We start from the raw sequence: 26,270 nt of genomic DNA on the forward strand, positions 1-26,270 counted from the left end.
GCATTTAGGGAGAGGTTTCGTCGAACTTGTCCTTTTGAGGGCAGTAGGGGTCTGGGTATTCAATATGAACTGGCCGTCTTTCTTAGGAGTTTTAGTAGGCGAAGCTCTATATTCAAAGATTGCCAACTTTAGGGGATGCGAGATGCATAGTATTAACTCTCGGAGGGTCTTTCTTAAAATCTTCATTTCATTCCTTTTAATTGGCTCATTGATTGATAGTGATCCTGCTTTTTCCGCAATTCAAAAGAAGATAGTCGATGATACTCAACAAGAAAGTTTACCCAAGGATGATGGATATCTTGATCCCAGCCATTATTTTGAGTCTTTCTTGGAAAACGACCAAAACTTTGATCAGTCCAACACTGATTTTCAACAGCTTTTGGATTCAGATGCCAAATTTCTTGATGACGACTCGGAATCAGTAAGAAAAATTCTAGAAGATATTGGAGCAAAAAATGGTTTTGACCCACTGACTGAATATCACCGATTAACTTCAGAAATCTTAAGAGAAGGACATAGCAATCATTTATTAACCGAGTTTAATAGCCTTCAAGAGCTTTTAAGAAAAGCATATCCAGGAATTGAATTTGAAAAGGCCATAGAAAGCCGTTGGAGGGAGCAGGTTGTCCTATTAGATTTTGTAAAAAAATTATTTCCAGGACAAAAAATTGAGTACAACTATCGGTCTAGGAGAATGATATTCGATTACACTGGAAAACCCATGGAAATTGATATCTTCCTCCCAGAACTTGGACTGGGATTTGAATATCAAGGAGAGCAACACTATCGCCCGGTGAGCATATTTGGAGGAGAAAAAGGATTTTTGGCAACAACGGCGAGAGACGACTTAAAACGAAAAAAGTTTGCCGAAAATGGTCTTGTCATAATTGAGATTCCATATTGGTGGGGTCGTTCAATGGATTTTGTGACAGATATGCTCATGGAGGAAAAAATGGATTTTTTTTCGCCAATAAGTAACGACGAAAAAGATCAACTGGAAAAGTTTTGGAAAAAGAATCCTATGGGGTATCAATATTTTAAACAGGAACGATTCCAGTTATTGGATAGCAATGGAAAGCTAAAAGCCGAATGGTTATCACCTCAAGGATACCGAGCTTATCATGAAAGCTACAATGAGAATGGCAATATGATGTCAACTTTTATCAATGCGATGGCGGTACTTTCAGAAGATGAAAAAAGGCATTTGCAGCAGTTTTGGTCGGAATTTCATGGAACAAGTAAAGATTATGAGAATGAGCGATCCAAACTAGTAGGTATAGATGGAAAGCTAAAAGCCAAATGGTTATCGCCCCAAGGATACCGAGCTTATCATGAAAGCTACAATGAAAATGGCAATATGATGTCAACTTTTATCAATGCGATGGCAGTGCTTTCAAAAGATGAGAAAAGGCAATTGCAGCAGTTTTGGTCGGGATTTCACGGCACAAGTAAAGATTATGAGAATGAGCGATCCAAACTAGTAGGTGTTGATGGAAAGCTAAAAACCGAATGGTTATCGCCCCAAGGATACCGAGCTTATCATGAAAGCTACAATGAGAATGGTAACATGGTGAGAACTTTTATAAATGCGATGGCAGTGCTTTCAAAAGATGAGAAAAGGCAATTGCAGCAGTTTTGGTCGGCATTTCATGGAACAAGTAAAGATTATGACAATGAGAGGTCCAGACTAGTAGGTGTTGATGGAAAGCTAAAAGCCGAATGGTTATCACCCCAAGGATACCGAGATTATCACGAAAGCTTCAATGAGAATGGCAATATGAAGTCAACTTTTATCAATGCGATGGCAGTGCTTTCAGACGATGAAAAAAGGCAATTGCAGCAGTTTTGGTCTGCATTTCATGGAAGAAGTAAAGATTATGACAATGAGAGGTCCAAACTAGTAGGTTTTGATGGAAAGCTAAAACCGAATGGTTATCACCTCAAGGATACCGAGCTTATCATGAAAGCTTCAATGAGAATGGTAACATGGTGACAACTTTTATCAATCCGATGGCAGTGCTTTCAGACGATGAAAAAAGGCAATTGCAGCAGTTTTGGTCGGCATTTCAGGGCACAAGTAAAGATTATGACAATGAGAGGTCCAAACTAGTAGGTGTTGATGGAAAGCTAAAAGCCGAATGGTTATCGCCCCAAGGATACCGAGATTATCATGAAAGCTACAATGAGAATGGTAACATGGTGACAACTTTTATAAATGCGATGGCAGTGCTTTCAGACGATGAAAAAAGGCAATTGCAGCAGTTTTGGTCGGGATTTCATGGCACAAGTAAAGATTATGACAATGAGATATCCAGACTAGTAGGTGTTGATGGAAAGCTAAAAGCCAAATGGTTATCACCTCAAGGATACCGATCTTATCACGAAAGCTACAATGAGAATGGCAATATGAAGTCAACTTTTATCAATGCGATGGCAGTGCTTTCAAAAGATGAAAAAAGGCAATTGCAGCAGTTTTGGTCTGCATTTCATGGAAGAAGTAAAGATTATGACAATGAGAGGTCCAAACTAGTAGGTGTAGATGGAAAGCTAAAAGCCGAATGGTTATCACCCCAAGGATACCGAGCTTATCACGAAAGCTTCAATGAGAATGGCAATATGATGTCAACTTTTATCAATGCGATGGCAGTGCTTTCAGACGATGAAAAAAGGCAATTGCAGCAGTTTTGGTCGGGATTTCATGGAAGAAGTAAAGATTATGACAATGAGCGGTCCAGACTAGTAGGTGTTGATGGAAAGCTAAAAGCCGAATGGTTATCGCCCCAAGGATACCGATCTTATCACGAAAGCTACAATGAGAATGGCAATATGAAGTCAACTTTTATCAATGCGATGGCAGTGCTTTCAGACGATGAGAAAAGGCAATTGCAGCAGTTTTGGTCGGCATTTCATGGAAGAAGTAAAGATTATGACAATGAGAGGTCCAAATTAGTAGGTGTTGATGGAAAGCTAAAAGCCGAATGGTTATCACCTCAAGGATACCGATCTTATCACGAAAGCTACAATGAGAATGGCAATATGATGGCAACTTTTAAAAATGCGATGGCAGTGCTTTCAGACGATGAAAAAAGGCAATTGCAGCAGTTTTGGTCGGGATTTCATGGCACAAGTAAAGATTATGACAATGAGAGGTCCAGACTAGTAGGTGTTGATGGAAAGCTAAAAGCCGAATGGTTATCACCCCAAGGATACCGAGATTATCACGAAAGCTTCAATGAGAATGGCAATATGAAGTCAACTTTTATCAATGCGATGGCAGTGCTTTCAGACGATGAAAAAAGGCAATTGCAGCAGTTTTGGTCTGCATTTCATGGAAGAAGTAAAGATTATGACAATGAGAGGTCCAAACTAGTAGGTTTTGATGGAAAGCTAAAAACCGAATGGTTATCACCTCAAGGATACCGAGCTTATCATGAAAGCTTCAATGAGAATGGTAACATGGTGACAACTTTTATCAATCCGATGGCAGTGCTTTCAGACGATGAAAAAAGGCAATTGCAGCAGTTTTGGTCGGCATTTCAGGGCACAAGTGAAGATTGGGATCTCTACAGATTAGTTATATTAATGAAAAACAATTCCTCTCAGATTAATGCAAAATACTACTTCAAAGAGGGATTGGAGTTGGCAGTTAGTGACATTTTTAATCAATATAAATCAAAAGGCATTTCATTAAAAGCTTCAATCAAGATTGTAAGGGATAATGTCCGATCTCTATTTTCTAAAGGAGTTCCTGATAACCGTTTTTTTTGGCGTATAAAAAGGGAAAAAGAAAAGATACCTTATTTTCGCACTATCTATCACATGTTGTATGATGATTTAGGGCAATATATTCCGAGGTATAACATAAGCAATGGGATTGAACTTTTGGTCGACGATATTTTAAATCATGAAAAAATGGATAACAATAAACTAAACAGAAAGCTTGTTAGAAAGAGTATAAACCAGTCAATTTCAGGATATCTTCGCAAATTGATTTTCTTAGACCAAGATTACGAAGGCAATAAAGCCATTCAAAGTGATCCAAAAATAACTCAAGATGATAAATGCATGGATATGTTGCGATACCTGAATGCAACGGCGGTTGGCCCCTAAGACTTTAAGCTTATTGCAGTTTTCTTACTTCAATTGAGATTGGCTCTTTACAATAAAATTGTGCTAGATTCAGCCACCCTGATTTTGATGCCCTCTCTCAAGAATTGCCGTTGATAAAATGATAATAGTTGACAAAATTAACGCAAGACGTTACAAGCGAGCTCCCTATTTTTGGGGATTGCTGATTTGAAGTCGAGGAGGACATTTTGTCGCTAGCTAAAATCTCAGTTGCTATGCTGTTGGCCTATTTTGCACTCGTAACGAAAGCACATGCGACAGGACGATGTATGACCGACCTGCTTGCTGTCCGTTCTGGAGTCGCAATTAATGAATCAGAGGTTATAGTCAACGTCGGCAACAGAGTTTGGAAATTTACTGGTCCAAATAGCAGAAGCGGCTCGTTTACCTACGTGGAAGCGATAAAGGGTGTACTTAGTCCTGACCATCTAAGGGTAGCTGTTCTTGTCAAAGCACACGGAGACTACACAACGTCCTCTTCGATATATTTTTACTCTATATCCGGCGAACACCTAAGTACGATGTCCGTCCAAAGAGGAACAGATCTAGTTTGGCCATCTTCTCAACCTGATCGATTGATATTAACATTCTACAAAACCCATTATATTTCTGATTGGGAACTAGATACCAGGTTTGACCAAAATACCATAACGGTTGGGTCTGATATAATCGATATCCAAACTGGAAAAGTCATCAAAACAATCTCCCACAATCTAGGCTGGCATCGTTATCAATCGCGTCCATGGCCTTACAAAGAATATTACGACCCTCAGTTTAAAATTTTGTGGTCGAAAACGGGCGATTTTTTTGCCGACATTGACGGTGATATAGTGAAAATTTACAGATTTGATCAGAAGCAATTGCAATCGAGTTATGAGCGAACCGAAAGCCTTAAAAAGCTTCTAGAGCAACAATTGGCTACACTGGGATTTGCGAACGACGTGACAGAATTTGTGCGAGAAATTGCCGAAGCTATCCAAACTCAAACCGATACAAATGATTGAGAGTGAAGCTCCACCTGACGAGCCGGTAATTTTGGTATCAATACACAAGTTCCATTTAGACCACAAGTAGTTCTAGATTCGGGTCGGTTGGCCCAAGACTCTGTAGATCGAGTAACCGGCTCCGTTTAACATTGACCCAACTCAGTCGCCTCATTGGTAAAACCTGATGCACAACGAAAGATCCCAAAAGCCTTAAGGATCATATTGACCTCTACGTGGATTATCAGAACCATCAGATCATCTCACAGTGAAAGCTTCGAAAGGAAAAATTTAGATTCTAATACAGCGGCTGGCCCGCAAGCCTTCGGTGAATCTGTTGTATCCAAGACACCGGGAGCTGGCTGAACTAAATCTCAGGTGTCCAGGATCGAGTTCGGCTTGGTGCAGCGCTCACAACGGGAGCGCTGCTGCCGGACGCATGTTTGAAGATTCTGGACACCTGAGATTTAGTTCAGCCATGCACCCTTGGAGTTTGGAACAACAATCAAGTCGGCCAGTTTTACTGGACTGGACTGATCTTGAAAGTGAGCGAAAGGTTCACTATCCTATCTGCATCAATAAGAGGGGGTTACTTGTGGCAAAAATTCTCATCACTGGCGCGACGGGCGGATTTGGACTGTTAACTGTACAACACCTGATTAAAGACGGACACAAGGTCGTCGGCACTGCACGTGATATCCGAGGTCGTAACCAGGCCAAAACCAAAGAGTTGGAATCCCTAGGAGCTAAAATTGTTGAAATGGATGTGACGAAGGATGCGAGTGTTGAGAGTGGAGCCAAAGCGGCAATGAGTGCTTGGGGCGGAATTGACGTCTTGATCAACAATGCTGGGGTTGGAGTGATCGGTTTGACAGAATCCTTTACCTCTGAAGATATCCAGAAAATATTTGATGTGAATGTATTTGGCACCCACCGATTGATTCGGGCCATTGCTCCGGCCATGCGAAAGGCCAACAATGGCCTCATCATCAACATCTCAAGTTTGCTTGGAAGAGTGACTGTACCCTTTTATGGCCCTTACAATGCGTCTAAATGGGCCTTAGAAGGGCTCACTGAGAATTATAGAACTGAGCTCTCGCAATTTGGAATTGAAGTCTGTCTTGTCGAGCCAGGAGGTTATCCCACATCCTTTATTGATAACCTTGTTCGCCCAAGTGATCATGATAGATCAAAAGAATATGGTCCAATGGGTGAAATGGCTGAGTCCTTCCTAAAAGGCTTCGAACAAGCTCTTGCTGCAAATCCCGCTCAAGATCCCCAGAAAGTTGCTCAAGCGATCGTCCAACTGGTCAAAGCTCCTCAAGGAACTCGGTCATTTCGAACTGTTGTTGACAGCATGGGAATGGGCGGGCCCGTGGACGAATACAACAATGTTCTCAAAAAAATCACCGAGGGGATTTACGGAAACTTTGGAATCGGGCATCTGCTCCAAGTAAAAGCCAAGTAGGAAATACGATACGAAGTCAGGCCTTCAGACCTACCTCCTCATTTAGCTATGGGAATAGAGACACCAGGCAAGGCCACCAGAACCCTGCAGCTAGGGTCGGTTTTCCAGTCTGCGAGTTTGCTGCTCTGAAACGATTTCTCGGCCTGGGTGAGCCGTGCCTCACGTTCCAAAAATACATAGGGGTCTTCGACGGGAGCCCCTGAAACCAATTTATTAGCGTACATTGTCATCCGCCCGCGATCACGGAACTCTGTTTCTGGGATCCAATCAGTGCCGAAACGAGCACCTAAAATGCCCCCTGCAATTGCCGCGACGGTGTCCGTATCATCTCCCAAATTGACGATGTATCTGAGAATTTCCGATGGATCCGCATTATCCTGCAAAGCAAGCGCAAGCGCATGAACTCCACCCAATAGTACAAAGGGGTTATTCGGATGAATATGACGTCTAAATCTAGACTCAACATAAGGCTCACCCATTTTAAGAACGAAGTCTGAGATTTCCAAATGTGAAATCTGAAGCCCCCCTGCCCATTGCAATACTTTTCCGAGAACTTCTGATACCGAATGTCGATCCGTCTGATCAAATGGCCATGCTTGATCAAAAGGCCATCCCCGCTGATTGAGTTGGCCTGCAATCCCCGCCACTTTGTTCATCGAGCTTGTCAATTGTCCAATCAAATACAGTTCTATAGCGCGCACCTCACGAGGAAGTTCCTCTCGAATTTGGGCGGCCGTGTGTCCCAGGACAAACATTCTCGCTGCCCTGAAAACAGCAAAACTCATTGCAGCCGCACGCAAATCTGCATGAGTCACCAAACTACTCGTTATTGCGGCCAAAGCCAAATCACTGTCTGACCAATCCAGAAGTCCGGCCAGTGGGGCCACCCGCATTGCAGCTCCTATACCACTCGAAGCCGATCCCGAAGATCTGTAATCCACTCCGCGCCGGAGTTTATCGGCAGCACCCGAGAACATCTTGCCAAAGCCTCTCCAGGCGCCCACCTCAAAACCTGAAACCAACAAAGCACCAAACTCTCTCGTGGCCTCGTCTCCCCATTTTCGATGATTGAGCGCTACCAAAAGAAGCGCCATGGCTTGCTGAGTGTCATCACTCGTAAAACCCGGAATTCTCGTTCGATAAAAACGCTTTTCTCCAAGCTTGTCCCATATTTTTCTGAGAGGCAGCTGTTGATCCAAAGACACAAGGCCTCTCTCTCCGTAGATCTCTAGGATTTCATCTCGCGTTAAGGTCTCGGTCAGGAGGCCCAGAGCATCTCCGTAAGCTAAACCTAAAAGGGAGCCCCTTGCGCGATCCATTGTTGCATCGTCTCTCACACGAGGTTCTGTCGCAGAGGACGAATAGCTCGTAAAAAAACCAAACCCAACGAAAACAGCAACCAATAAATAGTGAAATTTGACGGAGCAAGAAAGCTGAGGCTTCACGGCGTGTTCTCCTCTACAAAAAAGGGATGAGAGTTTATTTCTCGGCCCTTACAGACCAGATATACAAAAAGAGGTCAAGTCTTAAAGAGAAAAGGACTTTTCGCTCAGATGTCCCACCTACCTTCTCAGAACACCCGCACAAGAAAGAACTCGGCCGAAATTATTTCTGTTTTGAACTGTAGAAAGGTGAGGGTTTTTTCGAAAAAATGCAGCACTTCCGTGGAGCTTGTAAATCTTCACAATTTCCTGACTGTGGGAGGGTTTGGTATTGGCAATGGCCCGACGATGAACCTCCAATCCCTCAAGCAATGGAACAAGCGCCACCTTTCGTTCGTCATCATCCATAAACTGGCTAATTTTTAAAATATATTCTGTCCCAATCCAGGAGGGGCAAAACCAATTGCGCCCATCGATAAACTTATGCACGAGTTGGGACAGAGTTAAAAAGTGGAGGTTCCGAGGAGTCAACTGAAACAACGATTTTGCGGTCGAAACTGCGTCAGGGTACCTTTGACCACCGAATTTGCTTTGAGAAATAATGAATTCGTTCATACTAACTCGAGTTTCATCGAGAATTTTCTGATGAAAAGGCATCACTTCTTTTGAGAAATCGACAACTCTCTCAAGATACTTTACCAAGCTACTCTCTGAAGTTACCCAGTCGGGCACCCTCTCTCCCTCAAGAAGTGTGCTGACGAGCTCATTTGTATCTTCCTGAGGAGGGCCGCTGACCGCGCCCTGAATAGGAGTCTCTGCGGGAAGTGCCTCGTTGGCAGAAGGCACCCCCTCGACAGAAGGCATCTCTTTCGCAGAAGGCACCACCGCTTCAGGGCGAACTTGTCCTAAGAGATAATCAATATTACGAAGTTCCCCTGCCTCCAACTGATCTCGCTGTTTGAATTCAGGACAGATTGCGGCGAAATCAATTTTCAATGCCCTTGCAAGATTTTGTTGTTGGGCACGAGTATTCACAGAGTCGAGTCGTCTGGTCAACTGAAGACGCGAATCTTCATCCAAAGCAAAAACCGTTTCAATAAATGATTCCCTCCCTTTTGTTAACCAAGTTTTTAAAAAAACAAGGGTCTCGGGATGGTCAAATCCACTCACTTCAAGTCTCAAAATTTTTCCTAGAAAGGAACTTCGCAAATAAGGGGCAGGTAAATTTAAATCAGCCCAACCACTTCCCACTGCCAGACGAGATAACAAGACGTCAAACAATATATGATCAAACCGAGAGTCCTGAGCCCATTTGACAAGCAAGCGATGAAACTCAGTTGCCACAGTTTCTTGAGTGTCATGTTTTGACTTGAGCAATCCCGATAGGCCTTGTTTAAATTTCCTGGTGGCCTGGTCCATCGCTTCGATATCCTGCCCTGATAACATCGGGAGATATTCAAATCCCATCAGAGGCAACACCATAAGATCCGCGTTTTTCGTAGAGCCCAGGAGATCATTGGTCGAGAGTGAAGATTTCGGATCTATTTCACGGATCAACTTTTCAAGGTCCAGTTGAGGATCAACATGCTCGCTCAAGAGACGATGAAAATTAATGTCATCAGGAATAAGGCTTGGATCATTAAGTCCCCTCAAAAGAACTGTATGAGCGACGCGGTGAAGGTCTGCCACCGGGCCAAATTTCTCATAAATTCCATCCATCAGCCCACGTATTTCGATATCGATTTCATCTCCCACTTCAAAAAATCGAACTGTCCCGCGGCCTTCGGTGTAATTGGGATAAAGCCAAGTATCTGGTATATCGATTCTCATTCGGCTCTGAGTGCGCACCGCGAAAGCGTAGTTTGAATTCCGATAGAGAATACGCAATGACACAATCCAGTCTGAAATCAATCCCAGCCATCCTTTCAATTTTCGTTGAGATATCCTCTCGTAAATGAGATCTTTGGGAAATCGCGAATGATCATGAATAGAACGAAGGTCATTATCCAACAACGACCACATCTCATTGAGACGGCTAAAGTGTTCGTTTACCTGAGCCGTCGGCTTTGTCCTGACCTCTCTATTTCCCGTAGCTTTTTCCGTCGTCATATTTTGATCCAAATAAGGGGGCGGATTATTTTTTAACTGTGCTTCTAAGGACGCATTTGGAGTGAATTCAAATTCTGCACCTTTGGAGACTGGCAGCTTTTGCCATGAAAAATTGTCCTTTGAAATATCTGAATGAACAAGATGGGTTTGAGAAACATAAATGGGAATCCGTCGACCTTTGAATGGCAAATAATCGCTTTGACTGAGCCCCAAACTCACAATAAATTTTTCGTAGCCGCTGCGATATAAGGGATGGCTCAATCGAGCCTCGAGATCTCTTGCGATCACTCTCCGAATGACTTTCTCCGACAGTTTATTTCCGTGTAGTGCGATCAGATTGGAATATTTCAAATGATTTTCAGAAATCCAGCCTGAGAACCCTGATTCATTGAAATTCGAATTTTCCACTCCCCATCTAAATAAACTGTCGCACAGCTCAAGAATCCGCCTCAATCCCTTCGCGTCCTCAGGAGTATCGGCCAGTCGAATCTCCAAGGCAGGATACACCCATTCCGGATTTTCTACCGAAAGCCGAAAAAATTTGTCAATATTGAAGGTTCGATACTTCCATGGACTGCCACTTCCTGCAAAGCCTTCTTCTTTTTTGTGATGGGAAAGAAATATTCTTCTTGCCTCAAGGTAAGATAATCTGCCCTTAGAGGCCGTATAAAGCTCTTCAAGAAGCGGCATGTGATTGAAATAAAGGGGAATTGAAAATTTATTGTAAACATCTCCCATCCGGGTCGCGGCGGTTGCGGCATAAATATAATCCGCGTTTAATTCTAAAAATAGCAACCAACGGATGATCTTACTGACATCCACATTTTTGATATCGGAAAATGGGATTCCCCATTTTTCTGTTGGTCGCTCTGAGATTGAGAATCCATCGAGTAGTTCCCTGAGCTCGACATTCACTTGAAATGACGTCTGCCATCCTGGCCCCAATTTGAGTTCCGGTCTGATCCGATCGTAGTTTGCAACCAAGAGGTCTCTTTTTTCGGGGCCCAACGGAGGAGACACCAATTCAATTCCATCTTTTGTGCCTCGTTCATTGACCCACTCCCTATCAAACCACCATTTGTCTCCGCTCCGATCCAAATGAATCTTGTGTTTTTGCCCCTCACTCAAGTGTCCACCAAAGATTTGGCCAACAAATTCCAAAAACTTCATTTCCCAAGACGGGAAATTGGTTTTTAGGGACCCACCAACCACGGGGCCATTCTCGTTCACCTCTGAAAACTCAATTTCAAGTCCCATACGAGGACTTACGACTCCGCCCCAAGCTCTTTCTGAAGTCAAATTGATTGCTAAAGTGAGGCTAGCAACGGCAACGGCTACTACGACCGCGCCAGCACCTGCGACGGCAACTGGACAAAATGGCTTCAGAACCCATGGCTTCAGAACCCGACGAATAAACAATTCCCACCTCCCCCGTTAAAGAGCCAAAGAGCCAAAGAGCCAAAGAGCCAAAGAGCCAAAGAGCCAAAGAGCCAAAGAGCCTGTGGGATAAACCATTTTTTTTGATTTCTTTACTTTTTTTTACATTTAGTAAATTTTTTTTACTTATGTAAGTACTGAGATCACAAAAAGGCTGCGAGTGTTACATTTGTACAAAAAGCCCAGAACCCGTCGCCCCAAAGACGAGGCTTTATTAAACTGGCCGACTTGATTGTTGCTCCAGACTCCAAGTGCCCTTGGAGTTTGGAACAATAATCAAAATGATTGCAATCAGCCCATGTGATCCGACAGTTCAGAGACTTCAGAGAGGATTTCAATACTCTTGGAATGTGCCACATAATTCTATTGACCCAGTTATGATCATACAATGCCTTCTTCTTTAATTTCTCAGAATGAGACACTGCTCGCTACTTTGTAACTCATTGATTCTACGATACTTTCAGTTGCAACGATATAAATGTTTACATGATTATGATAAGGTGTATGCTTTTATAAATGAGCCCACTCAAGAAAGTCGAAACACACTTTAAAGGCAAACCCTTCTCAAGAGATGAGCTCAATCATCTAGGGATAACCTCTGTTCAGTTGAGTGAACTTCTTAAGAAAGAGTCCGTTTACCGATTAAGTCGCGGAATATACGTTCTTGCAGGAGTTGATCTATCAAACGAAACTCAGTTTCAAGCAGCCACAATGCGAATTGATGGTCCTTCAGCAGTCTGTCTGCTCTCTGCACTTTGGTACTATAACCTGACGGATCACATTCCTAAAAAAGTGTGGCTGCTTGTTCCTGAGAACAAGCACACAGCTCATAAAGACATTCGACTCTTGCGTCGTAATAACCCACATTGGAAAATTGGAATTGAGAAACACAAGAGCTTTGCAATCACAAGCCTTGAGCGAACCCTCGTTGACTCTCTCTGCATGAAAAGAATTTTGGGGCCACAAATAGGAATCGATGCCCTTAAAACTGCTCTCAGAGAAAAGAAGACCGCGCTTGATAAGATTATAAGAATGGCAAAGTCGCTCGGAGTCGATCATCGCATAAGTAACTACGTCGAGGTCCTCGCATGAGCCGCGAATCTCAAGCGAAAGCGATCAGGAATTCAATTATCAAAATAGCAAAGAGCGATACTTCGCTAGATGCCAATGAAATTCGTGTGATTCTTTCACTGGAAAGAATCGTAGCTCGGCTATCGAACGATCCAACGCTTGATAAGCATCTTGTTTACAAAGGTGGATTTGTTTTATTGAAAACTCTGAACAGCAACAGATTCACACGAGACTTGGATGCCCTAGGTCTTGATATCGAAAAGGAGCTTGTCGAAAAACTTGTTCCCAGTGCGCTGGATGTTGATTTGAATGACGGCTTTTGGTTTGGTGATGTTCAAGTCGAGTCACTGGATGCACAGGGCGAATATGGCGCCCTACGATTTAATTGCGCATTTCAAATCGGAGATCCACCCGAGAGGGCAGAGGCAATCAAGAAGTTGTCACGACTACATTTTGATGTTGGCTTTGATGATGCGATTCCGAGCGATTTGAAGAAGTCTCAAATGTTTTCACTTCTTGGTTATGAGACTCATGTTTCTTGGCGTGTCTATCCACCAGAATTCATTTTCTCAGAGAAGCTCCAAACATTTGTGAATCGTGCATCTGCCAATTCTCGAGGCAAAGACATTCACGACTTAGGGATTTTATTTGATCAGTGTAATTCAACAAAGTTGACCGATGCGATTCAAGAAACTTTCGCACGCAGGGAAACGGAAATTCCAAAGTCATTAGTCGAGTTCGCAAAAAACGTGGACACTAATGTGCTCGAGAAAAGCTGGAATAGCGTAAAGCTTACGAATGAGGACGCTAGTTTTGAGGATGCCTGGGAACTTTTCCAAAAGCATTTAAAGAAGCTTGACCAAAATTTGACAACTTAGACGTCAAACACAAAGTTGCCACAAATCTAATTTTGTTGGCGAGGTATTTGCTTTTCTCTTCTGCTATGAAGCCAAATTGCCCCCGTTGTTCATGAAGAAAGATCTCAAATTTAATACAGCGGCTGGCCCGCAAGCCGTCGGCGATTCTGTTGTGTCCAAAAGACACAGGGAGCTGGCTGAACTGAATCTCAGGAGTTCAGGATCGAGTTCGGCTTGGTGCAGTGCTCACAACGTGAGCGCTGCTGCCGGACGCATGTTTGAAGATCCTGGACTCCTGAGATTGGTTCAGCCAAGTGCCCTTGGAGTTTGGAACAACAATCAAGTTGGCCAGTTCATGATTTTAATGACCTCGCATTCGACCAATCAGAACATACTTGAACAAGACGAACAAAATTTTTATGCTCGCGCAAACACAGCCTTTAATTGTACCGGTAATCTTTGAAGTACCTATTCTCTTTTTATAATGGACCGAGACTTCGCCAACTCTAAGCCCCTGGCTGAGCGCTTTGACTTGCATTTCAATGGTCCATCCAAAATTTTGATCTTGCATCTTGAGCTGCTTCAGAGCTGGCTGACGGATCAAGCGCATAGGACCCAAGTCAGAATAGCGATAATGAAAGCGAAGAGCCATCACCCAGCCTGCAAAAAAATTTCCAATCCGGGCTTGAGGCAACAGCGCCCCTGCCTCCGCAAGCCCGAGTGTTCTTGAACCAATGACTAGATCAAGATTCTCTTTGCAGAGCTTCTGGTAGAGCTCCTCGAGGTCTCTCGGATCATCGCTGAAGTCTGCATCGATAAAAGCTACAATTTCTGGACTCAGCGACTCGCAAAACTCGATCCCACGAAGACAAGCTTTTCCATAGCCCTTCTGATTTTCTCGGACCACCTGAGCCCCCCACTGAAGGGCGACCTCTGCCGTTCGGTCGGTTGATCCATTGTCGACCACAATGACATTTTCACAAAATCGCGGAGGCAGGGAGCTAAGAACTTTAGCTATGGATTCCTGCTCGTTAAGAGCCGGTATAATAAGGACACAGCGATAATCTCTAACTGACATTGAGTTCCCTGTTTTAAAATGGCAGCTTAGCACTTATTCTTTACAAAGTGACTAGTTCAAAGTTTCTTTTATATTTTCCTTTTCTTTCGCTCGCTATTGGTTCGTGCATGGCACCAAGCTTAATAGCTGACTTCAACTCAACCTGGCTTTTTGCGAGCATGGCTGGTTTAAGCTTATTGTTGGTAGCAATCTATCGCGGATCGCAAAAATGCCCACATAGCATTAAACATTTATTTATTTTGGGCCTATTTTGTCGCGTTGCCTTTGTTCTAGCGGATCCGATTCTCGAGAACGATCACTTCCGGTACCTCTGGGAAGGCGGATTAACCTTTCACGGAGTTTCCCCTTACGGACCTCCTCCCTCAGATGTGAGTTTCGCCAAGGTAAAATCCGCCGTGCGTGAAAAGGTTAGCTATTCAGATATTAGATCCCCCTACCCGCCGCTGGCTCAGGTATTGTTTGTCAGCGCCTACGCAATTTCAGGCGAGTCTATCCTAGGCTATAAGATCCTAGTTTGTTGTCTTGAGTTGCTGCTGTTCTTTCTTTGTTTAGGAAAAGTGAAGCAAGCCTTTGAGCTCGTGGTTTTCTATTGGCTTAATCCACTGGTACTCAAGGAAGTCTCAGGGTCTGGACATTTCGATTTTTTGATTGGCTTAAGTGTGCTTTATGCGCTGAAACGAAATAGGGAATTGGCAATCTTTCCGACTATCATTGCTTCAGCCTTGCTGAAGGTATTTCCACTTGCATATTTGGGAGTAGTTCTGCGCCGTCCCTTTCTGAATACCAAATCAATAGGCATAACCGCTGCGATTTTACTATTTTCGTTAGCTCCTTTTTTGTATTTGGGCTCGATTTTTCCACAAGGATTACTGGCCTTTCATCATCACTGGACTTTGAATTCTTCGGGGTTTTTCTTTCTTAATGAATTCGTCTTCTGGATATGTGACCTTCTGCCATTGAGCGTCCTCTCTGAAGATTTGAAAACCATGATCGCCTCTGAACAACTCGTCCGGATGCTAGCTTGGATACTCATCGGGCTCGTCGCTATGTCTTTACAATTTCACAAAAGGCTTCAGGAAAAATATTGTATCGCAAGGAAGATTCTTCTCCTAACGCTGGCACTTTTTTTTCTGGCTCCTGCCATAAATACTTGGTACTGGCTTTGGATACTGCCGCTGATGATCGATGAAGGTCTCCGCGAATGGAACCTCTTTCCTGTGATCTATTTTGCAGGCTACCTAGCACTTGATCAGCCTGAGCTTTACCGTGATCTACAGCTCTCTATCGCAGTTCTTTTCTGCTGCGGTCTCATTGTACTTTTTGGGCGACTCCAGAGGGAGGCTCTGTGCGGATCTCCTGCAATCAATAGTTGACTGTGTAGCCAAGACCCAAAGCTTGAGTCGCACCTGTGTTGCGACCTGTTATTTTTTGACTTACAAAAATCTGCGCCGAGTTTGCACCATAGGTGCGACTCATTGATAATGCCAATGCGGTGTAGTCTTCCTTCAGAGTATCGAAAGGACCAGCCATAACGTCAGGGCCGTCAGTAGTGACTTTGCTACTGTAGGTTAAAGCATAGGATTCGCGATCGCTGAAAAAGCTCGCTGACAAATCTGTGATTGAAAAAGGTTTGTGACTCGCATCTTGCCGGGTGGTCAATTGATGACCCAAGCGCAACTCAATGGGACCCGTGATATAATAGTAGTTCAGACTATAATCCACTTTTCTTTGTCCATCTGAAATCGCTAGAAAATTATTTCCATCACGTCCGTCGCCTGGCTCCCGAAAGCCCAATGCTCCGACCAGTTCAGAATTACTATTGGACCAGAGTGATTTGTTGTAACGCATGCCAATTTCGCTAATCCCACCGCGCTGAGAGCCCGTTGGAACCATGCTCATCGGATCGGAGCCCTCTTCCATCTTCAAATTTGTATAAACCAGCTTAAAGTCAAATTGGGCGCCATCACCAAGCCCCCAGGAATGAGTGAGTGATAGGCTTGTATTTACGGTTTGACCACTGGCTGCAAAGTCAGCTTTGTCAGAACCTGCCCACATAGCTTTAGCTGTTCCATAGGTTGCGGTGACATCAAATGACTTAGAATCCTCTGTGAGAATATGCGCTTTTGCACAAATAGCCAAGAATGGGATCGTAAATAAAATTATAGCTTTCATAAATTATTTGCCCTTTGTTAGTTTATTAATGCGTTCACGACAGTCTTTAAGACTTTCATTGGGTTCGCATTTTATTGGCGGACCTCCTGAAATTGGCGGAGGAGTGTAAGAGCCGCTAGCAAATATTTGTCCACTGTAAACCATAAGAATTGCGAATATAATTTTTTTCATAGACCTAGATTTCAAACTCTCTCTGCGTAGAAGTCAAAACTTTATGAAGCTTTAGACTCACCATCCTCGAAAGAAGACTGCCCGTGTCGAAGTGGTAGCTCAATTAGAAATCGAGTGTTCGGGCAATGTGCATCTATTGAAATCTTCCCATTGTGTCCTTCGATAATACTTTTGGTAATACTGAGGCCAAGTCCGGTGCCTTTGCCAACAGCCTTAGTAGTAAAGAAAGGTTCCATTATTTTATCTCTGACTTCGGCAGGAATTCCAGGTCCGCTGTCGGTAATTGAAATTTGTAGTTTCTCATCGCAGGATACAACTAATGAAATCTTAATCCATTTTTCAGGAAGAGTCTCAATGGCATCAATGGAATTGCTAATCATGTTAACCAGCACTTGCCCAATTTGAGTCGCGCGACACTCAATCTGGACGTTCGGAACTTCGGATAGTTCCATACCTACGGAATGTGACACAATCTTTTCATTGCAAAGAGTAAGAGTGTCCTCCATCAGCACAGAGATTTGCGTCAACTCAAAGGTGTCATTATTGCCGTCCCGAGAAAAACTCCTAAGACCGCGTATAATCTTAATAATCCGGTTGGTCATGCGACCAATTTTCGGAAGGTCATTTTCAAGGTCTGAAAGCTGATATTTCTGTGCCCTTAATTTCTTCTCAATGTGGTCAGAAATCGCAAGCACCACGGCTAAAGGATTGCTGATCTCGTGAGCGATTCCAGCGGCTAGCTCTCCCAGTGCGGACAAGCGTTCTGCCTTAACGAGCTCTTCCTGGGCCTGCAAAACTTTTTCTCGACTAGAGTTCAAGTCGCGAGTCATCACATTAACGGCCTCCGTCAACGCACCGAACTCATCTCCGGAAAGCACCGGTGTGTGAGCATTTAAGTCTCCCTCCGATACTTTCTTTGCATGCAGGACCAAACGATGGAGGGGACGAGTCAGCGCATTCCCTACAAAATATGAAATTAAAGTGGCAAACAGGAGCGCCAGAAACGCTGGGATCAGCAATTGCATTAATAGCTGAACCTTTGCCTCAGCAACCTCTTGATCCGCTCGGTAGTCAACCTCGAGGACGGAGACGACTTTTCCGTTTTGCAGTCGGATTGGAGCAAAGGCAGAAACCCACATCCCCTCTTTGTCGGAGTACATACCTGAATATTGCGGCAGTCCCGTTTTAAAAACATCTTTTACAATTGGATGCATTGGCAGCGAATTGCCAGAGTAAGTTTTTTCATTGCTCATAGTTACAAAAATCATTTGTTCAGGAGCCCACTCCGGTTGAATCAAAGTGTAAACATCAGAGGTCAATCCATTGGCGGACTTCACTCCTTGCAATATTTTTTGAAGACCAAGAAATTCAGGCCGCGTCGTGAGGTGAGCGTCTTGGGACAATAGCGCTTGGACGACTTCCTCATGGGTCTCACCCGGAATCTGCAACGCCGCCGTTTTTGCGATCGCCTCAAGCTTCTGTCCCAAGAGAATTTCCATGTTTTTACCAATGGAAAGAAAGGCAAGCAGCCCTGTACCGGCCAAACTGACTAGCACAATCACAACGGTGATAATCAGAACCTTGCCAGCAATTGGAAAACTATTTACAAGTCGGGGCAGCGATCTCATACTCTTATTTTCGGATATTGTTGCAAAATTAGTGATTCTCTATGATCAAGTACCTGATTTATCCAATGAATTCTCAATTCGAGAAAGATGGCGGTTGGCCACTAAAACTGTGAGCTTACCAGGCTCCCTTTACACTAAGAACAAAGATAATGCTTGACGTCATATAATTCATCGTGTCAAAAGACAGGGGCCCTGCCTATTTAACTTGTAACCTGAGGAGCTCTCTCTATGAGAACAATCAAAGCGTTATTCATTCCGATCGTGTTTCTGGTTTCTATTTTTTCTTTATATTCTGAGAACAGCCACGGAAGGATGTGCTGCGCCGACGGCCCATACCTCCCGAAAGATACCATCACGATAATAAAGGGAACAGGGAATATTGTGAATCTATTGAATCATCTTCAAGTGATAGATAACGATAAAATTACAATTCCCTATCGGCCGATATTTACATCCATTTCTGGAATCACCTATCAAATAGAGAATGCAGAAGAATGCCTTAGAAAGATTAAACACTTAGTGGCACCCAATACGAGTTATTCTTCCCTGGAAATTAAGGGGCCTGAAGATGACGGGGATGATCAGAATTTGCGATTTATTCTTGAATGGAGATTTTGGGATAAAACGGAATCGGTCACTTGTCCCGTAAAATCAATTAAATCGGTTGTAGGCAAAAGCATGAATTCTTAGTCGAAAAAGAACTGGGCCCCTATCCATTCGCGGGCCCTATTAATAAAAGCGTGTTTGGTAACAGACATGGAATTTAAAACGTTCAGGAGTACAATATGAAAGCTTTGATGTTAATCGCTCTGGTTTCACTTTCCTTGACGACTCAAGCCGGATTTTTTGATCGAAAGATTACGATCACAGATCTAGCGAATGCGTCCGACAGAGCAGCTGAAGCGAAAAAGCTTGCCCAGCAGGGTTTTGACGACGTGGTTTGGCAGTTTTTAAAGGAGAATCACAAAATAAATTCTCCTGTTGATCTCTTTCAGTTTATAAGAGCAAACCGGACTAAATTTGAAAATCAAAACCAAGAAGAAAGTTTTGAATTCCTCATGGCGGTCGTTGAAGACAAAGACGGGATTTCGAAATATCACGGTCTTCCTTTAGAGGATATCAATTTTCAAATTATCAGTGTCTCTGAGTACAGGAAAGGCTTTATAGTTAAACTTAATCTGAACACCAATGGTTGTTACAGTGTCTATTACGATGTAGATTTGTTAATTGAAAAAGATAAACTCGAAGTCACTAAGGAAAAATCAATCAGCCGTCAAAAAATAAGTCAGTCAGAGTTCCCTTGCATGGGTTGAGCTGGCGGTTGGCCCCTAAAACTGTAGGCCTTGCATCTTGAGTCTTGAGCCAACCGCCTCCCACTCCTTTCCTGGACGATCAAAATCGCGACTTTTTTACCACTCAAGAGGAGTGGGCGGATTTGGTGGGAAAGGGTATGATAAATACCGTTCGAGCGCTGGAGGCTTGTATTGAGAATCCGTCGGCCGCCGGTTGTAAAGTCGTATCGAGTGCGCTGCCCCAACAATAAATTCCGTTCTGATATCGAAAGGAAACGAGAAGTTTGAGGCGATGAAGAACATAAATCGTAACATTTGTACAAAAGGGCCAACTGCCGCCCCCCCCCAGAGCTGGGTCATCGGTCCTTCCCTAACGAGGCTAAGGCCGTTGGCTGGGTGGAGGCAGAACCTGAGTCGGTCCATAATAGCCCTTGCGATCTGACACAGGGCTCTGGCCACTAAATTGAGTATTTCTAAGGCTATCCGCCGCAGATCTTGTCGTTTGTTCAGTAAAATTCTCAGGCACATCGTTCCATCCACGAGTATGAACCTTGGGTGGTGTGATACATGAAAAAAATAAGGGCAAGGTAAGAGTGATCAAAATGGACCTCATAGAGACCTCCTCGAAGTAGATTACGAGAGTATTCAGCTGCGTGTACATGACTCTCTCGGTCGAGACAGTTCACAACCTAGTGCATCAGTTCTTCGATTGCTACTTCCACTTCCTAATTTTGAATTTTTTAACTTTTTTTGTAAATTTTGACTTTCGAAATATTTGCCCTCGAGCTGATTCTGGCTGCTAGAACCGGGAAGAGGATTCGGATGAGCCTCCGCGACATGAAAAGCATTGGATAGGGATCCAGACTGTCCTACCTGTATTCACAGTCCAGTGTTTGAATTGTCGTCGCATCCAGAGTCCGCAAGGAAAAGTTTACCGATGATTCTCCATAGAACATGATTGACGAGGACTCCTCATTGTGAACAAGGCCGAGGGAATGTCCGAGCTCATGTAGAGCGACACTTTCTACGTCGAAGTATCCTACACGATTTCGGGAGGTCGAAAAATTATTGGCGATCCCATCAAAGATGATATCCGCGTCTATAATTTCGTTAGCGCGACCATTCACCACGGTTACCGCTAGGCCCCATCCTCGCGAAATAAGGGCTCGACGATTTTTCGGCGCTTTACCCCGTGCTCCTCGTTTCCTAAAATAGAAAGTATTTCGTCCATCGTTTGCAGGGACAGAATAATCTCGAAAATTCGGATCGGACCTAAAAAGCTCAAACCCCGCCGCCTTGTTCCACGTTTCAATGGCGGATTTCACAGCCGCGATGTATTCCTCCGGAAAGGAAGCATCGAAGGAAAAAAGAATTGGGGCGTTTCCTTTCCAGCTGATGCGCTTGTCTCTTATATTTTTTGCATAAAGCTGGTTACATAGATGCTCGATTGCAGGTGACATTACGCGCTGGGGACGATCGCTTGCATCGACTGCGTTTCTGGAAGACCTTTCGCACGCAACCAACCACCAGAGAGTCAAAAGTAAAAAATTCGTCGACCATATTCGCTTTTTCATATTAGTAGGTCTTCATTTTCAATTCGCGATCAAGGGTAAATGAAACACGTTGATCTGCTCGGTTGTCGCAAATGTAAAGATCGTTTATGAGATCGGCGCGAAAGTCTGTGCAATTATATGACGACTGAGATTGGTCCAGATTCTGAACTATCAGAGTCACATCGCTCGCCGAAATTAAGAGGCCACTGTGGTTAAGAAAGGCCCTAGCTCCCTGAGCAGTTAGACAGTCATTGGCAAAACAATGATGGATTGAAAAGTCCTCCATACGATTGGATAGGCCAGATGCCCATTGTCCCACTCCCAAAAAACTCAAGAGAAAAAACACTCGCTTTATGGGCATTTGGAATTCCCGAAGGCGGTAATAGCATCGCCGTTTGGAAAAAGGCCTGCAATCGTTGGATCACGCAGCTCCACCAAGTTACCGCATGAATCGATTTTCAAAGGACCGAGTTGCTTAAGCGATTCCATCGGCTTTTCAAAAAGCGCAAATACGTTCATTTGAACGGTGACCATATTGCCGTGGCCCAGCGAAAAATCGAATGGCACTTCCTGGTTTGACTTTACGAGCTTCTCTACCTTCTCCAGATGAGGTTTAAAAGCGTCAATCACGCACAATCCCTTGTCAAATAAATACCCTGGGCGATTTTGGGGATGTTCCCATCCCATGCTGCACAATAGTTTCACATTTTCATTCGCCCACAATAAGCTATTCAAAATATCCAGACCCCAGCCGCGAGCTTTCGACATGGTATTCGGAATTCTCAAGGTACCGAATTCGGCGTGCGCCATGATATCATCAATAATTTTTTGGTAGTCCTTAGTAAGAATTTCACTCGTCCCGTTCATCCCTTTGATGGACTCCACAGTGCCGGTCAAATCGTAACTGTTCGGCAATGCGAGATACAATTCGTAAAATCCAATTGCATATTGGATAATTTCGAAGTCGGCCCGATTAAGAGTGACTTGATGTCGAGCGGACGACGGTGGACAAACAAGTTCATAGCTCCGATTTGCGGTCTCCGTGATCTTACATCTATATGCGTAACGAGAATTCGCGTTCTGTATAAACATCGGACTGCTCATCATGGTGATCTCAGAATTACGGTGGTCGCGCACGAAAAGTCGAAAATGCTCCAGTGCCGCTATCAACTTGTCGAGATAGTTTTGGAGTTCCTTTTCCGTCGATATTTCAGGGTTTCCGTCGAGATAATAGGAGTTTAACATATAGTCGGGTTGAGATTTAAGTGCCGCAACAGTATTACCCCAATTTTCTCTTAATGCTGGATTCCGTTCGGCTAGCGGTTGGAGTCGAACCACAATTCCTTTCAGCAAAATCAGCGGTTCGAGAAGAGCCTTGATAAAACCTGCGCGGAGATTAGCGGGATCTAATTTCAACGCATCCGCAGCAACACGATCGGCTTGTTCGAAACCCTTGGCGTAGACAAGTTGTTCGGCTCCTTTAGCAATTTCCTCAGCGGCTTCGGAACGCGATAATTCTGATTTCTCGATCGCCTCGACCGAGAACGAATAGCGAAAACCATCGTTATTGTCAGTCAATTTTTTAATGCAGCCGGTGTTTACGAATAAAACTGCAGTGATAAGACTAAGATATTTCATATCGTTTTCCTCATTTCACTTCATATGGCAACTTGCCTGAACAACCAAATTTATTGTCTTGTAACCAAGTAGACATCGTTGAAACCTTTGGTTTGCCGACCAGGTCGGTCCAGAGCAATTTTTTTCTTTTTGCTACTTCTTCTGTTATCATTGGCCCACCAGGACGAGGAAGTGGTGGAAGTGGAACCTGATCGCAGGTGTTCTTGGAATCGCAAAACTGCACTGTTATGATGCAAGAATCACCTTCGCAAACAGTTTTGGACCCTCGAATATCACGATCGGGCTGCTGGTCAAGATATTGAGCGATGAAGTCGAGTAACAGGACCTTGTCGATTCCTTCTTCACTTGCCATGATAAAAAGAGTTTGGATTCGCAAACGTTCTTCCTCATTCAACCGCGAGTTCGCGGTATAATAGTGGACGTATTCGGATCGCATCCAGTCGGCGCGGGTCACCACAAACGCGCGGGAGCCCATATACATACCGCTCTCACAGGCTCTAAAGCTAGTATCCCCGTAACCGTAGGCGAAGGCGTCGATCTGCAAAATGCTGTTAAAAACCTCGCTAATCAATGAACGACAAGCTTCACTGAGACTGACCCCGCCATTAACGAAGTAGGGGTCGGCAGCGGATGCACGTGGGCAACCAAATTTCTCTTCAATCTCGTAAGTGGCGTTAACAAGCACTGAGTCTTTTACGTTGACGGTATCGGGATTTGCTAAATCAAGCACCCGTGTGCCAATGGGAAACCGAATTTGTGTCAGACGCCAGTCTTGTCCCCCGTAGTTCTCCGTTACAACAGGATCCACAGCCGTATAAAGGCCGGAACCGTACATATTGTTCGCTCCAGCTTGTGAGCCGTAATTGCTCCAGAATACACGTGCGGAAATATGCGCTTCATTGAGGAGCGACGGATCATTTTGCGGCCGTTCCGTATCCCAGAAGTCGCCAGGTGCGTGCGATACCCAATTGTAGGTCGTGATGGCCTTATTGAGGGTCACAACTTGCTTCTGAAAATGATTGACCATGGGAGAGATGTCTACATTGTTGAACATCTGTGCCCCGCGTGCTGTCACTGAAAGCATGGTTAAAATCAAGGTGCCCAGGACCTGCTTTGGTAGAAAACCGATTTTAATATTCTTCATTTCTTCTCCCACTGCTAAGTAGCAATTGGCAATATTTCCAAGTCTGTTTCAATTTAATTAGCCATTCAGAAGCATTCACTGAAATAGATCACTCAAAGCCCGATACAAAAAATGACTATTGAGCCAGATCACAATATACACTTCTCGTTTCCGACGACTTTTTGCAATCCATGTGCCTATCCGACCTTTCTCTCCACAAGACATTCTGGTGGTGGGCCACGTCTCGACAGACGCAGAATACCGATGGACTGGGTTGCTCTTTGACCAAAAAATGTAGCAAAGTGACAAGACTCGTCACTATCCTAGATGTCTGGACCTCGAGCGATCCGAATGAATCGGGTACGAAAGATGCAAGCACTTGTTACCTTTATAAGGAAACTAATATGAAAAGTAATTTTAAGTTCTATTTTTTCAGTTCTCTTATCTCAATGGTTCTGACTTCCTATGCCGCCCAGGCTGAACCTGATACGACTTGCGATGAGGTGGTCGGACATCTTCAAACACAGCATCTTAGTGGAATGAGTTTGTGTGATTTGCAAATTCGCTATAAAATTGCGATTGAACGGCTGAAGCGTTCTGGGATAGAAAATCCACTTCAAATTGGAAACGTAATCGGGCCTCGCTTCATTAATATGTCAGATTGGACAAAATATTTGGCAAAGAATGGCGATTCCGAGTTTACCGCATGGAAGGTTTACAAGCCTAGCCCACGTACCTGGGGCAACTGGATGAAGGCTTCCGCCATAATAGACGATGAAAAGACCGAAAATGTATTTATGGGAAAGAATATCAAAGATATTCAGACTTGGATTTTAGCATTGCATGCGATGGCATTGCACAAACTCTATGCAGTACCAAATGGTCAATATCGCGCGGACGTGGAAGAAATCATACCCCTGCATAGTGTAGAGGACGCCTATCCAGTAAAAGACATTCTTGCTATAGCTAATACGCCCTATTTCTCGGAAAAACATCAGAAAAAATTGATGAACTTTGTGCCCCGGCTTTGCAATGAACGCCAAAGTCAGGCTCCGGTTCCCAAAGCTGAAGCAGGAGCTGTTCCTGAGGCTTTTCAATTTAAACACAATCCCGGCGATGTTTCCGAACCCGCGAAATCTTGCGGTGATCTAACGATGGCTATCGCGGACGAAGTCGTTGAGCAAATGGATAGGTGGACAGAATATATGAAGAGTCAATTTCACAATCTTTCACTTAATCCTGAGTCTGTAGATGTGGTGGCTTTTGCGGCCAAGGCTCAACAATGGTTTGTGATCATACATCCCTTTATCGACGGAAATGGCCGAACGAGTCGCTTGATGATGGATTTTATTTTGCGCAAAGCAGGCCTTCCCACTCCTGTCCTGGACGATCAAAATCGCGACTTCTTTACCACTCAAGAGGAGTGGGCGGATTTGGTGGGAAGGGGTATGATAAATACCGTTCGAGCGCTCGAGGCTTGTGTTGAGAATCCGTCGGCCGCCGGTTGTAAAGTCGTATCGAGTGCGCCGCCCCAACAATAAATTCCGTTCTGATATCGAAGGGAAACGATAAGTATGATAGCAAGCTAATGCCACCTGGCTCAGAATTCTTGACTCACAGAATCTTGGGCCAACCGCCGCCCCTATGGATGACCTTTAACTGATTTACCCTGCTTTCTTAACTCGGAGTTAGAGATAATCCCATGTTTCTCTATATAATTGGAAACATCTTCATCTCCTATCGGAGCAAAAAAATCACCGTAATATTCTACAAAGATATCTCTCTTTTCATTATATGATGACATGATATCATCAATTAATTTTTCATCACAAAACTTATAACATTTCCTTGAGTGTTCATTCATAAATTCCCCATTAAATTTATCAAACAATTTTTCAACAACTTTCTGGAGACTTTTTGCAAATGTTGGAGGATTACATAGTGCCACTCTTATGTAAATATGGCCGTCGACTCCTATCATGAATTCTATAAGCGAGTCATTTGTTTTCAATACAAAATTTAGATATCCATTAAATTGATTCTGTATCTTTTGGAAATTCATTTTATCCAAAAAGATAGCTAGTTCATTTGCGCCCGCCTTTTTAGATTGGTAATGAAAATTAATAGATGCCATTCCCATACAAATACTTCCCAGTGCTATCAAAAATCGCTAATGTTAT

21 protein-coding genes are annotated in these 26,270 nt (G+C 43.8%); 10 read left to right on the forward strand and 11 right to left on the reverse strand.

Features of this window, described 5'->3' with window-relative positions; genetic code table 11:
* Window positions 1-142 precede the first annotated feature (142 nt).
* The 4 genes from IPL83_12340 to IPL83_12355 all read left to right on the forward strand — a co-directional run bounded on the left by IPL83_12340 (window position 143) and on the right by IPL83_12355 (window position 6,579).
* Window positions 143-1,993 carry a hypothetical protein gene (locus IPL83_12340; GenBank protein ID MBK9039931.1) on the forward strand — a complete coding sequence of 617 codons (1,851 nt, stop codon included), beginning with the start codon at window positions 143-145 and terminating at the stop codon, window positions 1,991-1,993.
* Window positions 1,987-4,110 carry a hypothetical protein gene (locus IPL83_12345; GenBank protein ID MBK9039932.1) on the forward strand — a complete coding sequence of 708 codons (2,124 nt, stop codon included), beginning with the start codon at window positions 1,987-1,989 and terminating at the stop codon, window positions 4,108-4,110. The genes IPL83_12340 and IPL83_12345 overlap by 7 nt, the downstream gene beginning before the upstream one ends.
* A gap of 206 nt (window positions 4,111-4,316) precedes the next feature.
* Window positions 4,317-5,132 (forward strand): hypothetical protein, encoded by an 816-nt coding sequence (locus IPL83_12350; GenBank protein ID MBK9039933.1) that lies wholly within the window; start codon window positions 4,317-4,319, stop codon window positions 5,130-5,132.
* A 316-nt stretch (window positions 5,133-5,448) separates the two neighbouring features.
* Entirely contained in the window at window positions 5,449-6,579 is a 1,131-nt protein-coding gene (locus IPL83_12355; GenBank protein MBK9039934.1) for an SDR family oxidoreductase, read from the forward strand.
* Between the two features lie 38 nt (window positions 6,580-6,617).
* Here IPL83_12355 and IPL83_12360 read toward each other — a convergent pair whose 3' ends face one another.
* Both IPL83_12360 and IPL83_12365 read right to left on the reverse strand, forming a co-directional pair.
* Complete coding sequence (locus IPL83_12360; GenBank protein ID MBK9039935.1) at window positions 6,618-8,024, reverse strand: ADP-ribosylglycohydrolase family protein; 1,407 nt, start codon at window positions 8,022-8,024, stop codon at window positions 6,618-6,620.
* Between the two features lie 117 nt (window positions 8,025-8,141).
* Complete coding sequence (locus IPL83_12365; GenBank protein ID MBK9039936.1) at window positions 8,142-11,489, reverse strand: hypothetical protein; 3,348 nt, start codon at window positions 11,487-11,489, stop codon at window positions 8,142-8,144.
* Between the two features lie 534 nt (window positions 11,490-12,023).
* Here IPL83_12365 and IPL83_12370 point away from each other — a divergent pair.
* Both IPL83_12370 and IPL83_12375 read left to right on the forward strand, forming a co-directional pair.
* The gene (locus IPL83_12370; protein ID MBK9039937.1) at window positions 12,024-12,599 is read left to right on the forward strand and encodes a hypothetical protein; all 576 of its coding nucleotides are present in this window, start codon (window positions 12,024-12,026) and stop codon (window positions 12,597-12,599) included.
* Window positions 12,596-13,456 carry a nucleotidyl transferase AbiEii/AbiGii toxin family protein gene (locus tag IPL83_12375; protein MBK9039938.1) on the forward strand — a complete coding sequence of 287 codons (861 nt, stop codon included), beginning with the start codon at window positions 12,596-12,598 and terminating at the stop codon, window positions 13,454-13,456. Before IPL83_12370 ends, IPL83_12375 begins: the two co-directional genes overlap by 4 nt.
* Window positions 13,457-13,796: 340 nt before the next feature.
* On the opposite strand, the gene IPL83_12380 is transcribed toward IPL83_12375, so the two are convergent.
* Window positions 13,797-14,513 (reverse strand): glycosyltransferase family 2 protein, encoded by a 717-nt coding sequence (locus tag IPL83_12380; GenBank protein MBK9039939.1) that lies wholly within the window; start codon window positions 14,511-14,513, stop codon window positions 13,797-13,799.
* Window positions 14,514-14,620: 107 nt separating this feature from the next.
* On the opposite strand from IPL83_12380, the gene IPL83_12385 reads away from it, so the two are divergent.
* Window positions 14,621-15,886, forward strand: coding sequence for a hypothetical protein (locus tag IPL83_12385; GenBank protein ID MBK9039940.1), 1,266 nt, complete (start codon window positions 14,621-14,623; stop codon window positions 15,884-15,886).
* On the opposite strand, the gene IPL83_12390 is transcribed toward IPL83_12385, so the two are convergent.
* Both IPL83_12390 and IPL83_12395 read right to left on the reverse strand, forming a co-directional pair.
* On the reverse strand, window positions 15,876-16,685 hold the full coding sequence (locus IPL83_12390) for a hypothetical protein (GenBank protein MBK9039941.1): 810 nt from the start codon (window positions 16,683-16,685) through the stop codon (window positions 15,876-15,878). The genes IPL83_12385 and IPL83_12390 overlap by 11 nt on opposite strands.
* A gap of 212 nt (window positions 16,686-16,897) precedes the next feature.
* Window positions 16,898-18,484: a HAMP domain-containing protein gene (locus tag IPL83_12395; GenBank protein ID MBK9039942.1), complete on the reverse strand. Its 1,587-nt coding sequence runs from the start codon at window positions 18,482-18,484 to the stop codon at window positions 16,898-16,900.
* Window positions 18,485-18,712: 228 nt separating this feature from the next.
* Here IPL83_12395 and IPL83_12400 point away from each other — a divergent pair, with 228 nt between their 5' ends.
* Both IPL83_12400 and IPL83_12405 read left to right on the forward strand, forming a co-directional pair.
* The gene (locus IPL83_12400; GenBank protein MBK9039943.1) at window positions 18,713-19,174 is read left to right on the forward strand and encodes a hypothetical protein; all 462 of its coding nucleotides are present in this window, start codon (window positions 18,713-18,715) and stop codon (window positions 19,172-19,174) included.
* A gap of 95 nt (window positions 19,175-19,269) precedes the next feature.
* Window positions 19,270-19,797 (forward strand): hypothetical protein, encoded by a 528-nt coding sequence (locus IPL83_12405; protein MBK9039944.1) that lies wholly within the window; start codon window positions 19,270-19,272, stop codon window positions 19,795-19,797.
* Window positions 19,798-20,155: 358 nt separating this feature from the next.
* Here the strand turns inward: IPL83_12405 and IPL83_12410 are convergent, their stop codons facing one another.
* The 5 genes from IPL83_12410 to IPL83_12430 all read right to left on the reverse strand — a co-directional run bounded on the left by IPL83_12410 (window position 20,156) and on the right by IPL83_12430 (window position 24,111).
* The gene (locus IPL83_12410) at window positions 20,156-20,389 is read right to left on the reverse strand and encodes a hypothetical protein (protein ID MBK9039945.1); all 234 of its coding nucleotides are present in this window, start codon (window positions 20,387-20,389) and stop codon (window positions 20,156-20,158) included.
* Between the two features lie 256 nt (window positions 20,390-20,645).
* A complete protein-coding gene (locus IPL83_12415) occupies window positions 20,646-21,350 on the reverse strand; it encodes a matrixin family metalloprotease (protein MBK9039946.1) in 705 nt (234 codons plus the stop codon).
* Window position 21,351: 1 nt separating this feature from the next.
* Window positions 21,352-21,690 carry a hypothetical protein gene (locus tag IPL83_12420; GenBank protein ID MBK9039947.1) on the reverse strand — a complete coding sequence of 113 codons (339 nt, stop codon included), beginning with the start codon at window positions 21,688-21,690 and terminating at the stop codon, window positions 21,352-21,354.
* The gene (locus IPL83_12425) at window positions 21,681-22,967 is read right to left on the reverse strand and encodes a hypothetical protein (GenBank protein ID MBK9039948.1); all 1,287 of its coding nucleotides are present in this window, start codon (window positions 22,965-22,967) and stop codon (window positions 21,681-21,683) included. Before IPL83_12425 ends, IPL83_12420 begins: the two co-directional genes overlap by 10 nt.
* A gap of 10 nt (window positions 22,968-22,977) precedes the next feature.
* Window positions 22,978-24,111, reverse strand: a complete 1,134-nt coding sequence (locus IPL83_12430) for a hypothetical protein (GenBank protein MBK9039949.1) — start codon at window positions 24,109-24,111, stop codon at window positions 22,978-22,980.
* 383 nt (window positions 24,112-24,494) lie between these two features.
* On the opposite strand from IPL83_12430, the gene IPL83_12435 reads away from it, so the two are divergent.
* A complete protein-coding gene (locus IPL83_12435) occupies window positions 24,495-25,631 on the forward strand; it encodes a Fic family protein (protein ID MBK9039950.1) in 1,137 nt (378 codons plus the stop codon).
* Between the two features lie 101 nt (window positions 25,632-25,732).
* Here the strand turns inward: IPL83_12435 and IPL83_12440 are convergent, their stop codons facing one another.
* Window positions 25,733-26,230 carry a hypothetical protein gene (locus IPL83_12440; GenBank protein ID MBK9039951.1) on the reverse strand — a complete coding sequence of 166 codons (498 nt, stop codon included), beginning with the start codon at window positions 26,228-26,230 and terminating at the stop codon, window positions 25,733-25,735.
* Window positions 26,231-26,270: the final 40 nt, after the last annotated feature.

The organism is Bdellovibrionales bacterium, from assembly GCA_016716765.1.
Lineage (GTDB): Bacteria > Bdellovibrionota > Bdellovibrionia > Bdellovibrionales > UBA1609 > JADJVA01.

Coding starts and splice junctions, on each gene's coding strand:
- IPL83_12340 (MBK9039931.1), top strand. CDS start 143: ATGCATAGTATTAACTCTCGGAGGGTCTTTCTTAAAATCTTCATTTCA.
- IPL83_12345 (MBK9039932.1), top strand. CDS start 1,987: ATGGTGACAACTTTTATCAATCCGATGGCAGTGCTTTCAGACGATGAA.
- IPL83_12370 (MBK9039937.1), top strand. CDS start 12,024: ATGAGCCCACTCAAGAAAGTCGAAACACACTTTAAAGGCAAACCCTTC.
- IPL83_12375 (MBK9039938.1), top strand. CDS start 12,596: ATGAGCCGCGAATCTCAAGCGAAAGCGATCAGGAATTCAATTATCAAA.
- IPL83_12380 (MBK9039939.1), bottom strand. CDS start 14,513: ATGTCAGTTAGAGATTATCGCTGTGTCCTTATTATACCGGCTCTTAAC.
- IPL83_12385 (MBK9039940.1), top strand. CDS start 14,621: ATGGCACCAAGCTTAATAGCTGACTTCAACTCAACCTGGCTTTTTGCG.
- IPL83_12390 (MBK9039941.1), bottom strand. CDS start 16,685: ATGAAAGCTATAATTTTATTTACGATCCCATTCTTGGCTATTTGTGCA.
- IPL83_12395 (MBK9039942.1), bottom strand. CDS start 18,484: ATGAGATCGCTGCCCCGACTTGTAAATAGTTTTCCAATTGCTGGCAAG.
- IPL83_12400 (MBK9039943.1), top strand. CDS start 18,713: ATGAGAACAATCAAAGCGTTATTCATTCCGATCGTGTTTCTGGTTTCT.
- IPL83_12405 (MBK9039944.1), top strand. CDS start 19,270: ATGAAAGCTTTGATGTTAATCGCTCTGGTTTCACTTTCCTTGACGACT.
- IPL83_12410 (MBK9039945.1), bottom strand. CDS start 20,389: ATGAGGTCCATTTTGATCACTCTTACCTTGCCCTTATTTTTTTCATGT.
- IPL83_12415 (MBK9039946.1), bottom strand. CDS start 21,350: ATGAAAAAGCGAATATGGTCGACGAATTTTTTACTTTTGACTCTCTGG.
- IPL83_12420 (MBK9039947.1), bottom strand. CDS start 21,690: ATGCCCATAAAGCGAGTGTTTTTTCTCTTGAGTTTTTTGGGAGTGGGA.
- IPL83_12425 (MBK9039948.1), bottom strand. CDS start 22,967: ATGAAATATCTTAGTCTTATCACTGCAGTTTTATTCGTAAACACCGGC.
- IPL83_12430 (MBK9039949.1), bottom strand. CDS start 24,111: ATGAAGAATATTAAAATCGGTTTTCTACCAAAGCAGGTCCTGGGCACC.
- IPL83_12435 (MBK9039950.1), top strand. CDS start 24,495: ATGAAAAGTAATTTTAAGTTCTATTTTTTCAGTTCTCTTATCTCAATG.
- IPL83_12440 (MBK9039951.1), bottom strand. CDS start 26,230: ATGGGAATGGCATCTATTAATTTTCATTACCAATCTAAAAAGGCGGGC.